At 24.9% G+C, this 14,863-nt stretch carries 15 protein-coding genes; 6 read left to right on the forward strand and 9 right to left on the reverse strand.

Annotated features, from left to right (window positions below; translation table 11 throughout):
* Positions 1–173: 173 nt before the first annotated feature.
* Positions 174–956, reverse strand: coding sequence for a M48 family metallopeptidase (locus J7G74_RS14270; RefSeq protein WP_297136559.1), 783 nt, complete (start codon positions 954–956; stop codon positions 174–176).
* A 14-nt stretch (positions 957–970) separates the two neighbouring features.
* On the reverse strand, positions 971–2,950 hold the full coding sequence (locus J7G74_RS14275) for a GTP-binding protein (protein WP_297136561.1): 1,980 nt from the start codon (positions 2,948–2,950) through the stop codon (positions 971–973).
* Between the two features lie 306 nt (positions 2,951–3,256).
* Here J7G74_RS14275 and J7G74_RS14280 point away from each other — a divergent pair, with 306 nt between their 5' ends.
* From J7G74_RS14280 to J7G74_RS14290, 3 genes are all read left to right on the forward strand, one after another.
* Positions 3,257–3,973, forward strand: a complete 717-nt coding sequence (locus J7G74_RS14280) for a helix-turn-helix domain-containing protein (protein ID WP_297136563.1) — start codon at positions 3,257–3,259, stop codon at positions 3,971–3,973.
* A gap of 157 nt (positions 3,974–4,130) precedes the next feature.
* A complete protein-coding gene (gltS, locus tag J7G74_RS14285; RefSeq protein WP_297136564.1) occupies positions 4,131–5,339 on the forward strand; it encodes a sodium/glutamate symporter in 1,209 nt (402 codons plus the stop codon).
* A gap of 94 nt (positions 5,340–5,433) precedes the next feature.
* Positions 5,434–5,742, forward strand: a complete 309-nt coding sequence (locus J7G74_RS14290; protein WP_297136565.1) for a DUF1540 domain-containing protein — start codon at positions 5,434–5,436, stop codon at positions 5,740–5,742.
* Positions 5,743–5,796: 54 nt separating this feature from the next.
* Here the strand turns inward: J7G74_RS14290 and J7G74_RS14295 are convergent, their stop codons facing one another.
* Positions 5,797–6,537, reverse strand: coding sequence for a lysophospholipid acyltransferase family protein (locus J7G74_RS14295; protein ID WP_297136567.1), 741 nt, complete (start codon positions 6,535–6,537; stop codon positions 5,797–5,799).
* A gap of 151 nt (positions 6,538–6,688) precedes the next feature.
* Between J7G74_RS14295 and J7G74_RS14300 the strand changes: the two genes are divergently transcribed.
* The gene (locus J7G74_RS14300) at positions 6,689–6,961 is read left to right on the forward strand and encodes a hypothetical protein (protein WP_297136568.1); all 273 of its coding nucleotides are present in this window, start codon (positions 6,689–6,691) and stop codon (positions 6,959–6,961) included.
* 46 nt (positions 6,962–7,007) lie between these two features.
* Here J7G74_RS14300 and J7G74_RS14305 read toward each other — a convergent pair whose 3' ends face one another.
* A complete protein-coding gene (locus J7G74_RS14305; protein ID WP_297136569.1) occupies positions 7,008–8,615 on the reverse strand; it encodes a Na/Pi cotransporter family protein in 1,608 nt (535 codons plus the stop codon).
* 330 nt (positions 8,616–8,945) lie between these two features.
* Between J7G74_RS14305 and J7G74_RS14310 the strand changes: the two genes are divergently transcribed.
* Entirely contained in the window at positions 8,946–9,137 is a 192-nt protein-coding gene (locus J7G74_RS14310) for a hypothetical protein (RefSeq protein ID WP_297136570.1), read from the forward strand.
* A gap of 138 nt (positions 9,138–9,275) precedes the next feature.
* On the opposite strand, the gene J7G74_RS14315 is transcribed toward J7G74_RS14310, so the two are convergent.
* Both J7G74_RS14315 and J7G74_RS14320 read right to left on the reverse strand, forming a co-directional pair.
* Positions 9,276–10,187: a GTP 3',8-cyclase MoaA gene (locus J7G74_RS14315; RefSeq protein WP_297136571.1), complete on the reverse strand. Its 912-nt coding sequence runs from the start codon at positions 10,185–10,187 to the stop codon at positions 9,276–9,278.
* 339 nt (positions 10,188–10,526) lie between these two features.
* On the reverse strand, positions 10,527–11,096 hold the full coding sequence (locus J7G74_RS14320) for a hydrolase (protein WP_297136572.1): 570 nt from the start codon (positions 11,094–11,096) through the stop codon (positions 10,527–10,529).
* Positions 11,097–11,274: 178 nt separating this feature from the next.
* Between J7G74_RS14320 and J7G74_RS14325 the strand changes: the two genes are divergently transcribed.
* Entirely contained in the window at positions 11,275–11,409 is a 135-nt protein-coding gene (locus tag J7G74_RS14325) for a hypothetical protein (protein ID WP_297136573.1), read from the forward strand.
* Between the two features lie 222 nt (positions 11,410–11,631).
* On the opposite strand, the gene J7G74_RS14330 is transcribed toward J7G74_RS14325, so the two are convergent.
* The 3 genes from J7G74_RS14330 to J7G74_RS14340 all read right to left on the reverse strand — a co-directional run bounded on the left by J7G74_RS14330 (position 11,632) and on the right by J7G74_RS14340 (position 14,722).
* The gene (locus tag J7G74_RS14330; RefSeq protein WP_297136574.1) at positions 11,632–12,282 is read right to left on the reverse strand and encodes an FMN-dependent NADH-azoreductase; all 651 of its coding nucleotides are present in this window, start codon (positions 12,280–12,282) and stop codon (positions 11,632–11,634) included.
* A 369-nt stretch (positions 12,283–12,651) separates the two neighbouring features.
* Positions 12,652–13,704, reverse strand: coding sequence for a Fic family protein (locus J7G74_RS14335; protein ID WP_297136576.1), 1,053 nt, complete (start codon positions 13,702–13,704; stop codon positions 12,652–12,654).
* 190 nt (positions 13,705–13,894) lie between these two features.
* On the reverse strand, positions 13,895–14,722 hold the full coding sequence (locus tag J7G74_RS14340; RefSeq protein WP_297136577.1) for an FAD-dependent oxidoreductase: 828 nt from the start codon (positions 14,720–14,722) through the stop codon (positions 13,895–13,897).
* Positions 14,723–14,863 lie beyond the last annotated feature (141 nt).

Genomic DNA, 14,863 nt, shown 5'->3' on the forward strand with positions numbered 1-14,863 from the left:
AAGGTGTACTTGACATGCGATTAAATTAAAACTACATTCAAATTAAGGCATGGATAATTAATTTTCATATCCACGCCTTAATAATTTTATCATAGAAAGCTATTTACAGAAAAAAATTCACAGTATCCCTTTTATATGTGTATTTTATATATTTAAAAATTTCATATAAAACATTATATTATTAACTTATATCCATTTTCTTTAAGCCATATTTCACTATTTTTGTAATTAGGCATTATTTGTTTTACTAATTCATAAAAATCTTTTGAATGATTCATATGAACAAGATGGCAAAACTCGTGTATAATTATATAATCTATTACATCTAATCTGGCCATTGATATTCTTGAATTAATATAGATAGATTTCTGAGAAGTACAACTTCCCCATCTCTTTTTTTGTTCTTTTATTTTTATAATATTAGGACTTAAAGTACTAATTATATAATTATTATTTTTTAGGTATTCAACTCTATCCATAACTAATTTTTCACTTTCAAATTTATACCACTTTTTTATTTCATCTTTAATTAATTCCTTGTCATAATTATTTATTTTAATAATTAGATTTTCATTATCCAAAGATATGTAACAGTAATTTTTATTTCTATTTAGAATATTTTTATCATAAATAACTTTTAATTTATACTCTTTTCCCAAATAATAAAAAATTTCCCCATCTACAAACTTTCGTTCTTCATTAAACTCTTCATTGATATCCTTATATTTATCTAATGTTTTTAAAATCCAATCTTTCTTTTTTATAATAACATCTTTTAAAAATGAATATGATACAGATTTTGGACTTATAATATCTATTTTGTCCTTTGGCATTATTCTAATTGATATATTTTTTCGTTGTCTATATATCACATTAATTTTAATTAATCTTTCATTGTATAACAAATTAAACTCTTTGGTCCTATTATCAAAAGTTATTAATTTTCTTGAATCCATAATAAACTCCTATATTAATTAATTTCACAGTGCATATAATTTATTACATCCTCACCTTTTACAATGTAGCCTTTACCTTTAGAGCAAAAAATTGAATTAGATGTATACTCTTTATCATTATCCTTATCATAATTTCTACTTGCTAAAACTTCTTCAGTATTATGACATTCATCATATCCATCATATATAAAGCTTATTCGTCCTCTTCCCTTAGTGTAAGATATTAATTCTAAAGGATAATCCATCAATCTAGAAACAGGACCTCTTCCATTTACTATGGACTTATTATTCTTACCTTCATGAATATGAAAAGTTCCACTCATTTTTTGTATATCTGAAATTAAGCGACCTATGTATTCATTTTCAATCTCAATTTTAAATTTGTAGTAAGGCTCTAATAATATATTTTCTACTGTTTCTAATCCTTGTCTTAATGCTCTCAAAGTCGCCTGTCTAAAATCTCCGCCTTCAGTATGTTTATTATGTGCTCTTCCAGTTAATAATGTTACTTTGATATCTGTTATTTCATATCCGCCCAATATTCCTTTATGTGGTTTTTCAAATATATGAGTTCTTACTAAATTTTGATGTCCTATAGTAATATCGTCTACATGTGCTTTACTTTCAAAATATATACCACTATTTCTTTTACTTGGTTCTAGTTTTAAAACAACTTCAGCATAATGTTTAAGTGGTTCAAAATGACCTATTCCAATAGCTGTAGATTTTATACTTTCCTTATATAGAATTTCACATGGACCAAAATCTACTTCTACACTAAATCTATCATAGACAATCTTTTTTAAAATTTCCAATTGCATTTTACCCATTACACTAATCTGAATTTCTTTTAATTCTTCATTGTATAAAATATTTAATGAAGGTTCTTCATTTTCTAAAATTTTAAAATAATTATATATATCTTTAATGTTAAGATTTTCAGCAAATATAACTTTACTACTTAATGTTGGTATGATATGAAAATTATTATCATTTACTATTTTAAAATCATCCTCATTATTATATGAAACTAACTGCTGACCAACATTTATCTTACCTAATCCTTTTACAGCTACTATTTCACCTGCATCAGCAATATCTTTTTTTGTAAATTTCTCTCCATTATATACTCTTATTTCGTTTATTTTGTCCCTTACTACTTCATTATTGTATTTATATGATACTTCATCTTTAACTTTTAGTTGTCCTTGTAACAATTTAATTAAAGTTAATTTTTGATTATTTTCTTCATATTTAATTTTATAAACCTTACCTACAAAATTATCTTCTTTTTTATAGTTAGTAATAGTTAGTTTGTCTAAAATCTCCAAAAGAATATCTATATTTTCATCAAGTAAAGCAGATCCAAATACACATGGAAATACTTTTAATTCTTTAATTAATTTTATAAGATATTTTATCCATAAATCATAGTTATATTTTTCTTCAAAGAATAGTTCTAATAATTCCTCATCTTTTTCAGATATAAATTCTATCAATTCATTACTCATTTCATCTTTTAATTCATTTGTAAAATCAAAAATATTTTTGCTTAAATTCTCTTGTAAATCTTCTATTATATCCTGTTTATTAGTAATTTCCCTATCCATTTTATTAATAAATATAAATGTAGGAATATTGTTTTCTCTAAGCAGATTAAATATGGTTTCACTATGAGACTGAACTTTTTCCACTCCACTAATTATAAGTATAGCATAGTCTAACATTTTCAAACTTCGTTCCATTTCTGTACTAAAATCTACATGCCCTGGAGTATCTATTAAATAGTAGTTAGAATTATTATAAGAAAACTTCCCTTCCTTGGAGAATATGGTAATACCTCTTTGTCTTTCTATATCGTAACTATCAAAATAAGAATCTTTATGATCTACTCTTCCTCTTTTTCGTATAGATTTTGTATGATAAAGTATTTGTTCACATAAAGTAGTTTTTCCACTATCAACATGGGCCAAAATACCAATTACTTTGTTCATATTCCACCTCATTATCCAACAAATTTATAAATAAATATTACCATAATAATATATATTTAGTAAAATGAAAGAATGAGCATCCATAAAATATACATTCTCAAAGTATTTTTATTTATATTTAATAGAAAAAACATTAAAACTCTGCTAAAATAATTGACTTTATCATCATAATTAGATATTATATTTATACGATATTCATTATCATTTGCTAATGAATAATAATTGATATATAGTATCAATATTTTAGAACACTTCTATTTCATTGATACACTTATGATTAATATAATTCTAGGAGTTGGATGACTTATGATTAATATAAACTGCATTGCTGAAACATTTTATAATTGTTGCAATATTCCAATAAAGGTCATATGTAAAAATATTGATAAAATTTATACCTATGGATATAACGAGCATATTAGTAACATGTATCCTCATGATCTTATAAAAGATGCTCTATGTAAAAATAAAAATAAGAGTTTTAAGTTATCTATTGATAGCGATACCCATTATTTAATATTAAAAGAATGTAATGTTCATTTTATTTTAGGTCCAATTACAACTAATTGTGATCATAAAGATAGTTTAATACCATATAAACCAATAAATTGTTTTACTTATATAGAAGACTTATTATCTAGCATAATTTGTGACAGTCTTAATTATAATCTTAGTTTTAAATCTTATAATACTTATGTAAAGAAATCAATAGAGTATATACATAAAAACTATAATAAGGACATTAACATTGATATTTTATGTGATTATTTAAAAATAAACAAATCTTACTTTTGTAATTTATTTAAGAAAACTACAGGAGAAAACTTCTCTTATTTTCTGAATCTTTTTAGAATAGAAAAAAGTAAAATACTTTTAGCAACTACAAATTTATCATTACTCGATATAGCTCTTGAAGTTGGATATAACAATCAAAATTATTTTACAATTGTATTTAAAAAAATTACAAATCAAACTCCATCTCAATATAGAAAAAAATTTACTGAAGTTGATAACAAAATCTAAGTATATAATTTATTACTTAAGAATATAATCTATAAATATTTCATTTATATTTTATCTATGTTTTTAATTTTATTAAAATATATAATATGTAAAGACGTTGATTTTTCAACGTCTTTACATATTATATTCGAATACTTATAAAGTAAAGGAGGTAATCATGTATACCTTAGATTTAGACATAATTACTACTTTTATTCTCACCATATCATTATATCTATTTGGCAACTTTCTTACTAATAAAATTTACATACTAAATAAATTTTGTATTCCTTCTCCTGTAGCAGGAGGACTATTTTTTTCACTTTTAGCTTTTATATTAAAATATTTTAATGTACTTGAAATTAATATGAATACAACACTTATGCCTTACTTTATGTCATTTTTCTTTACTATAGTAGGACTTGGTGTAAGTTTCTCATTATTAAAAAAAGGTGGAAAAACCTTGATTATATACTGGTTTATATGCGCTTTTCTTGGATTTTCACAAAATATTATTACGATTATTTTATCTAAAATTATAAATATAGATCCACTTTTAGCTTTGATGTGTGGTAGCATTTCAATGGAAGGTGGACATGGATATTCTCTTGCCTTTGGTACCACATTAGAAAATATTGGAGTAAGCAATGCTTGTAGCGTAGGGTTTGCCGCTGCTACTTTAGGTCTTATAATGGGAGGTATTATAGGAGGTCCTGTAGCTAAATTTTTAATTGAAAAATATAAACTAAAAACCTCTATTACTACATACTCTATACAAAAAAGTAAATCTGACAATAAAAAATCATCATCAATTTTAAGTACAAGTGACAGCATTTTTTTTGAGCAGGTTTTAGTAGTTTTAATCTGTATGACTTTAGGCGATATGTTAGCTAAAATATTAAATATTTCTTTTGGTATAGTAGTACCAGGTATAGTTGGATGTATTTTTACAGCTGTAATTTTTCGAAATGTTAATGATAAAATTAAGATTATAAAACTTGATTTTAATTTATTAAATTTTTTACAAGACTTATCACTTGGAATGTTTTTGACTATGGCTCTTATGAGCATAGATTTCTTTACACTATCTAGTTTATTTGGACCTATACTATTAATAGTTTTATCTCAAGTAGTATTTATTATCATATATTCTTCAACTATTTGTTTTAAACTTTTAGGTAAAAATTATGATGCAGCAGTTATGATTAGTGGATTATTAGGTCATGGTCTTGGTGCAACGCCTAATGCTTTGGCAAATATGAATTCTGTAACACATAAATATGGAGACTCAGTCAATGCTTTTATAGTAGTTCCTTTGGTAGCCGCCTTCTTACTTGATATTTTTAGTATGCCATGTATTTTATTTTTCATTAATTTATTATCATAGAAATAAATATTAATTTTCAGATTTGTATTAAATTTATAAAATTTATCATAATAATAAAAGAAGAAAAATATTAAACAATCCAAGGAGGCTTATTATGGATAGTAATTTAAATTGCTTAGTATCCAATTGTTCATATAATAAAACTGGATATTGCTATGCTTCTCATATAAAAGTTGAAGGTTTCGAAGCTACTGTCACTCCAGAGACTTATTGCGAAAGTTTTGTAGATAAATCAAATGCTAATTTTACAAGTTCCACATCACCTGATAATTTAACAAACACTCAAAATATATCTTGTAGTGCAAAAAATTGTACATATAATATCCAAGGTGCATGTAATGCCAATCATGTTCTTATTAATTTAAAAAATGCAGTTTGTGATACTTTTAGATTGAAACATTAATTTCATACTATTATAAAAAAGAGAGTTGTAACTCTCTTTTTTATTACTAATTATTTAATTATGAAAATCTTTTATTGATTTAATCATTTTTTCTTTTATACTATTTGCCAACTCAACAGTTTTTATTTTAGAATTTTCTATATGGTCATATATAGGATCTAAGAATTCTACTTCTACATTTTGTGAAGATATTTTACCAATAGGTTGGTATCCTTCATATGTTGATCTTGAATTTTTTATTACCATAGGAACAATAGGGCAATTAGCTTTATAAGCTATTTTTAATGATCCAGGTTTAAAATCACCAATCAATGAATTAGGATCTTTTACCCATGTTAAATCACCCTCTGGAAAAATTGCCATACTTTGCCCTTCTTTAATTATTTCAGAAGCTTTTATTATACTTTTTATTCCTTCTCTATTATTTTCTCTATTTATGTATACACATTTCATTAATTTTAGCCATCCACTTACCAGTGGAATATGCCTCCAAGTTGGTACATCTGCAATTACTATACCTACTGGTTTAGTAACATTGGCTGCTAATATATAGCTATCAAGCATACTTGAATGATTAGCTACAAATAATACTTCTTCGTCTGGAACTTTATCTTTTCCTATAACATTAACTTTTATATTTACCAAATTTAATGATCTGTTAGTATGATTACGTACAAACTTATACTTTTCTCCATTACTATACTTTTCTTCATTAAATTTATATTTCATTAGTTTAGGTATAGAAAGTATAAATCCTATAATTTGAAATATGGCAAATTTTATATAATTAAACAATTATTACAACTCCTTACAATAATATTTTAACAACTTATTCTAACATACTTTTAAATTTTTTTTAAGTATTTATATTTTGTTATAAAATAACTCATATTATGAATATAAATTAGAATATAGACAAAGTTTTTCTTTAAGAGGGAGGATTAATATGGCCGATACTATAAAAAGTAACAATGAAAGGTTTGTTATCATTAATATACATTCACATACAGGAGATAAAATTAAATTAAATTTACCAATTGAGTTTGTAAAAAGACTTATAAAAAATAACTCTTTGGATTTCTTTATATTTGAAGAAGAAATAGTCGATACTAAAAAATTGTCTAAATCATTATTAGATTCTTTTAAATATAATTTAATTGGTGAAATCGTTAATATGGAAAGATACAACGGGGATATAATAAATATAAAAATTCAATAATAAAAAAGTTGCCTTTATTTAGGCAACTTTTTTATTACTCATTTTGCTATTCAGCTTCAACACGATTAGCTATATTACATGAATGGTCTGAAACTCTTTCTAGATTCGTTAATAAATCTAAGAATAGTACCCCAGAGTCTATTGTACATTTTCCATTATTTAATCTTTCCATATGAGTCTTTTTATATAATTTTTCAAGAGCATCTACTTCGTCTTCTCTTGCATATATACCTGCTGCCATTTCTTTATTATTTTCTTCTAAACATTTTAATGATTCAATAAAGTTTGTAGAAACTTTACCGTATATATTTTTCATTTCTTCCATTGCCTTCTCTGAGAAAGATAAATCTTTTTCAATTGCAATTCTTGATAATTCAGATATATTTTCAGCATGATCTGATACTCTTTCGATATCATTTACTGTATTGAATAATAAATCTACTTTATTTCTTTCATCATCATTTAGAGGAGATTTTGAAAGTTGTAATAAATAATTTAGTATATCTTTTTGTAAAGCATTTACAGTCTCTTCATATTTTACTGTTTGTTCTACATCTGCATTTGATTTTTTAATTAAAGAGTTCATTGAAGTTTCTAAAGCTTTATTAGCTTTATTACCCATTCTTATAACTTCTTTTACAGTATTTCCTAATGCTATAGATGGTGTTTGTAGTATTCTTTCATCTAAATATTTAGTGCCTATTGTCGCTTCACTTTCTTCTTCTGTTATTGGCATAATTTTAGTTACGAATTTAACTATATATTTTGCAAATGGTAATAAAATTATGACATTTACTACGTTAAACATTGTATGAGCATTTGCTATTTGTCTTGCTGTATCGTTTGGATCTAAATATGTTACAAATTTAGTTATTGGTATATTTAATATTAATATAAATATTATTGTTCCTAATACATTAAAAGTTAAATGCATAGTTGCAGCACGTTTAGCGTTTCTTGATGCACCTATACTTGATATTAGTGAAGTTACACAAGTACCTATATTATCACCATATAATATTGGTAGTGCTGCAGATAAAGGAATTAATCCTTCTGAAGCTAATGCTATTAACATCCCCATTGAAGCACTTGAACTTTGTACTATACCTGTTATTAAGAAACCTGCAAGTACTCCAAGAATTTGATGTTCTCCAAAGTATACTAATGCATCTCTAAATCCTTGATACTCTGATAAAGGCTTAACTGCATCTTTCATAAATTCCATACCAGTAAATAACATACCAAATCCTAAAAGAATTAAAGCAAATTCTTTAGTTTTTTGTTTTTTACTAAATAAATAGAATATAATACCTACACCTAAAGCTACTGGTGCAATAGCTTCTAATTTAAATGATACTATTTGAGCCGTAACAGTTGTTCCTATGTTAGCTCCCATTATTACACCAATTGCTTGACCTAATGTCATTATTCCTGCATTTACAAAACCTACAATCATAACTGTAGCTGCACTAGAACTTTGAATAATTGCTGTAACTACTGTACCTACTATAACTCCCATAACTACATTACTTGTAAGTTTCTCTACTATTTTTTTTAATTTCTCTCCTGCTGCCTTTTGCAGACCTTCAGCCATTAAATTCATTCCATATAAGAATAAACCAAGACCACCTAAAATACCTATTGCTATTTCCATTTTTTCCTCCTTAAAATGTTGCTAATGAAACTATTTGTATTCCATATATTATTTTTATGTAATATATTGTTATTTATATTTAACACAAATTTAGTATTATCCTTGTCAAATGTAAAAACTTATCAACTATTGCTATAATATAATATTTTTTTATAGATTTGGTTAAGAAATAGTTAAATGAATGTTAAGATAATGTTAAATAAAAAAATATAATTATATTTTATTTTTTACATTTATAATCAAATTATTATAAATTTTTTTATATACTTCTAATTTATATACTTTTAAAATAATAATAACTATGCTATATATTTATTTAGGGGTGAAAAAATGGATAGACTTTTAGAATTAATTAATAGAAAATTTTTAAAAGATAGAGAGCTCTTGGAGTTAGAAGATAATGATTATGTTATCTCTTTAGAATATTTAAGACCACATAATGCGCATTATAAAGAATATTTAGTTATAATTGATAATAATGGTACACAAGAAGAATATATCGTTTGTTGTAAATTTAAATAAAGTATTGAATTTATCTTAATAAATAGAAACAACCAGTAAAGTGTTATTTTACTGGTTGTTTCTATTTTAATAATTTTTATTGTAAGATGAGTACTTTACAATTTTCATAAATATAAAGTTCAAATAATTTTTATATAATTAAATTGATGTATAAGTCCTAGGTCTTTCAAGTAATATTTCTTTTATTATTTCTTTGAACATTATTGGTTTATGTAAAAATTGTTTTATATCAATATCTTCTTCTCCATGTAGACAAAGTCTTACGTATCCATCATGAGTTATTCTAATTCTATTGCTGTTTTTGAAAAAAGAATTACTTATAGAGCTAATTACACCTATTCTTCCTTTTAAGTTTCTCATTGTATAATATTTAGCTATGGAATTAAAATCAGATTCTATAGGCTCTATACCATCAATACTTTCTATTAATGATTTTGTATTAATATAACTTGTTCTATATAATTCCTTTGCATATCCAGATGGTCTCAATTCTACAAACCTTACATCAACAGGGAAATTTTTAGCTAGTTGTATAAAATCAAAAACTTCATCATCATTAAAACTTTCAATTAATGTACAGTTAATTTTTACAGGAATTTTTAATCTTAAACAAGTATTAAAAGTATTTAATACTTCATTTAAATTTCCACCTCTAGTAACACCTCTATATCTGTACTCCTTTAAAGAGTCTATACTTATGTTTACGCTATCAATGCCACTTTCTTTTAGCTCTAATGCTCTTTCACAAAAATTATGACCATTTGTAGTTATAGAGACATCTTCTATATTACAGATATGCTTAGCATAATATATTAACTCACTAAGTCTTCCATATAAAAGAGGCTCACCACCATCAAATTTTATTTTTTTTATACCAAGTTCTGCAAAGTTTTTTATTATAAATTTATAATCATCAAAACTAAGTATGTCATTTATATATTCTTCTTCAAATTTTTCATCCTCATCCATACAGTAAACGCACCTTAAATTACATTTATCCGTAAGAGAGATTCTAATATAATTAATATCACTTAAACAGCTGTCTTTCATTTAGTTACCCTCTTTACTTATAAATTTTTATTTATCTATGTAATAATATAATATTACTTAAAATGAATTAATTCAAATATTTTCATAAAAAATAGCATAAAGATATAAATATTTCATGCTATTTATCAATAATAACTATTTTAGACTATCACACTAACAAAATTCCTGCCCGTAATACAGATAGTATCAAAATATATATAATTACTTAACATATTTAATTTTATCATAAATTCTAAATATATACCATATTATTACAATCACTGTACATACATTTGTAATTAATATAAAGTGAAAAAGTATAAGCAATTAAGCTTATACTTTTTCACTTTATATTAAATTTTATACAGTACCCTTTAAACCTATATCTTCTGCTACACTTCTCATTCCTTCTATAGTTTGCTCTATTATCCCTTCTAAAGACTTATCTAACATATCACATCCATTTTTTATAACATCTCTATTTACTCCTGCTGCAAAACCACTAGATTTAAATTTTTTCTTAACTGACTTTACATTTAAATCTAAAACGCTTTTAGATGGCCTCATTATTGCTGTTGCATTTATAAGGCCAGTCAATTCATCAATAGTATATAATACTTTCTCTAAATTGCTCTCTGGCTTGACATCATTTACTAATCCATAACCATGACTTATTACCCCTCGAATTAATTCTTCATCTAGTTCTTTTTCTTTCATAATTTCAATAACTTTTTTACAATGTTGCTCTGGATACATTTCATAATCTAAATCATGTAATAAGCCAACTATTCCCCATTTTTCACAATCTTCATTATATAGTGTGGCAAAGTGTCTCATAGTACCTTCTACTGCAAGTGCATGATTTAGAAGATGGGGATCTTGATTATATTCTTTTAAAAGATCCCAAGCTTCTTCTCTTGTTGGATACATAAATTACTCCTCCTAAATAAAATGATATTTTTTATAGTTGTAATACTTCTCTTGATTATTACACTTATATTTTTATTATTAATTATTTGAAATTTTTTCAAATAAAAAAAATGCATATTTATATCTCAATTACAAATTATATTAATGAAACAAATATTAATTCAAAGGAGACTTAAAAATGGCTAAAAAAGCAAATAACAAAAATCAAATGAAAAATCAAATGGAAAACAAAAACAATTGTAATCAACTAAATAATAAAATGGAAAACAATAATTGCTCAAATGAAAGTAACAACTGCAATAATTGTAGATAATAATTAAATGTTTTATACTAACAGATAATTAAAAAGATAAGCACACATTAATTTTACATATATTGTGTGCTTATTGTGTTTTTCACAGTTGTAGTTCCTTGTTCTTTAGCCTTCAGGTCTTTATTTTATTAACAATAATAGTAGTACATTATATATACATTTTCAATAATTAATTGAATTTTCACAATATATTTTATATTATTATAATTATTTTATTTAATTTTAATATTTTAAAGATTTTAATATATTATCCATTTCACCAGTAGCTTTTTCTATGGCAGCTTCTCTTTCTTTGTCAGTAGTTCCTGTTGAGTCTATTAATAGTTCTTTAACTTTTTTTATTCCTATAAATTTAGCAATAAATTTTATATAATTAACACCCATATTTAAAATTGGCTTTGCATAAATAGGTATTTTTCCACCACTAGATTGAATGTATACTAAACTTCTATCAAAATCATTAAGTAATCCCTTAGGTTTTTTATTTTCAAAACTTATAGTTTTTTTATCTTGTATTATACAATCAAAATATTCCTTAAGTGGCGCCGGAAAAGATAAACTCCACATAGGAGCAGCTATGACATATATTCTGGCACTTATAAACTGGTCACATAATTGATTAATCTTTTCTATTTCTTTCTTTGATCTATCATCCAATTGATTTAATGCTTCTTTTTCAACTAAAGCATTTTTACCTGCAAAATATTCATATTGTAATCTTGGTATATGATCTTTATATAAATCTACTTGTTCAACTTCAAAATCAGGATTCTTTTCTATAAACTTTTGTATAAATAGCCTTGCTACAGTTTTACTGGATGAAAGCTTCTCTGGTTTAGAATTTACAGTAATATATAATAATTTTTTCTTCATAATTCACCTCTGATAAATAATAATATTATTATTATTTGCTAAATATTACATATTATTCTAATTAAATCTAATTTATGTACTAAAAACTTATCTTATTTATAACCTATACTAGGACTAGTTATTTCAAACTCCTGGCAAAAAAGTCTATTTCTCCACCAATAAAATATACTTTCTGTTAATAAAAAATTCACTTCGTTTAAGCCACTGTGTTGGCGCTCATCTTCATGTCGCCAACGACTGAGTCCGTATCTCAAATTTATCTGTTGAAATTATAAATTATTCACAATTCACATAATTTATAATCCCTCAAAATATAAAAAAGATATATCAAAATAAACTTAAGTAAGTTTATTAATGATATACCTTTTACTATCTTTTTCTCCATTTAGCACTTCTACCTTTTGCTACTACTTCTATTTTTCCATTCTTTCTTAAATTATTAAACACTCTATTAATTGTAGGCTCTGGAATATCAGGACATAAATCTCTTATATCATCTTTTGTAAAATATCCTAAAGTTGAATTAATAATCTTTTCTATTCTTCTAGTTTTAGTTTCTTTTTTATTCCCTGTTAGATTCATTTCATCAGTTAGTCTTTCATAAGCCTTTAATATAGAATCCAGGAAGTATTCTAGCCATTTATTGATACTATATTTATCACTTCCACTGTTACCATACTTATTAAAAAGAGCTTTAAAATATAATTGATTTTCATCATCATATATTTTTCCTAGGCTAGCAAATATTCCTACTTCATAACCACTTTTATTTAAAAGAAGTAAAGTTAAAATCTTTGCCATTTTTATATTCTCTTCATAAAAAGGCGATATTCGTATAAAATCTATTATAAATGTTGCTATAATTATTAATGGCTCTATTTCTTCTGAATTTATTAATTTATAATAATTTGAACATAGTCTTTCTATATAATTCTCTATATTTCCTACCATATCTTTATTTCTTATAAAATCGTTATCATAATCTCTATAAAGAAAAGAATCTATATTTGATGCACAGGTATCAATACTTCTGTATCTACCACCTCTTATTTTAGAATATCTATGTAAGTAACCATGAAGTTCCAAAATAGTTTGTGAGCATATTTTTGTATCCTCATAGGCACTATTTACTGTTTTTATGACATCTCTAAATTCAACTACATTAATATCTTCTCTCGTGCTAGGAGATATCTCATTATTAATTAAACAAATTAATCTTTCACTTCCACCTGAAAAACTATCTATATATGTATCATATACAAATTTCAAAATTGCATCATCATTCATTGATATAACAATATTTTTAGGTTGATTTTTATAAATAATTTGTTCCCCTTTATATTCATTAATCTTGCACAACTTTCTTATATTGCTCATTTCAATACACACACTGGATATATTTTCATCCATAATATAATTCATAGTATCACTCCAAGCCCCTTTAATATACTATATTATTAATATATCATCTATTTTTGTAATAATTAAATTTTAGCATAGTTTAGTACTATCGACAATTATTTATAAGTTATTTAAGTTTTTTAAACTTTTTTTATTATAAAAATCACCTTACTAAGACTAATTCTAGTCAAAGTAAGGTAATTTTTAATTATTATAGTATTTTTTTATCATAAACTTCAACTAAAGATACATTTTCTACTCTTTTATAAATTATATCTTTGTCTGTAGTATAAAATTCTTTTTCTTTCATTCTATTAAAATAAATACTTCCTGCAAATGTAAATCTCTTTTTATGACCATTTTCTTTGTGCATTTCTATATTAGAATAATTAATAAAATCTCCAATTAATAAAGTCTCTGGTAATTCTAATAAATCCATATCAGCTAAATATCTAGCTGCATTATGACCTGCTAAACTTCCAGTACATATTGCTTCTGTATGACCTACATAAAATCCCGATTTTTCTCCTCCAACAAATAAATTACTCATTCCCTCCGCTCTCATATAATTATCTCTTGGAGAAACAGCCATATATCTTATAGAGTTTGCCTTTCCACCTGAATATGGATCAACTATGCATGCATTTTCAAATCCAGGAACACTTCTAAGTTTTTCAAGTTCAAAAAACGGTGACATTAATTTTGCATGACCTGTATCTAGAAGAATTATATTTTCGCTAAACTCATGTAATGCATACTGTTGACAGATTTTTATATCTAGTTTTTTTTCATTTCTAAGTTCTTTTTGAAGAGGAATTACAGCAAATCCATTTTCTCTTAATTCTTTTTGTATATCTTCACTAAGACTTTCTTTTAATAGTTTCATTGACCCACTAAAAGCGCCGAAATCACCGTTATTCCTCTCACCAATCATATCTTCTACTCCGCATCTTTCAGTTATACTCACCCTACCACCAAAAGATGGACATCTTAATACACACATAGCACATCCATTTCCATAATTAGAACAGTTTCCCATTGGCCCAGAAGAACCTTTAGTATCTACAAAGATAGATCCTTCTATTTTTTCTCAACTTTCTAAAATCACAGATTTTAATATATCTTTCTAGAACTCCACTTCAACTACTCTACTCATTATTCTAATTTCAATACCAATATC

This window comes from Terrisporobacter sp., assembly GCF_017888745.1.
In the GTDB taxonomy this organism is placed as follows: Bacteria; Bacillota; Clostridia; order Peptostreptococcales; family Peptostreptococcaceae; genus Terrisporobacter.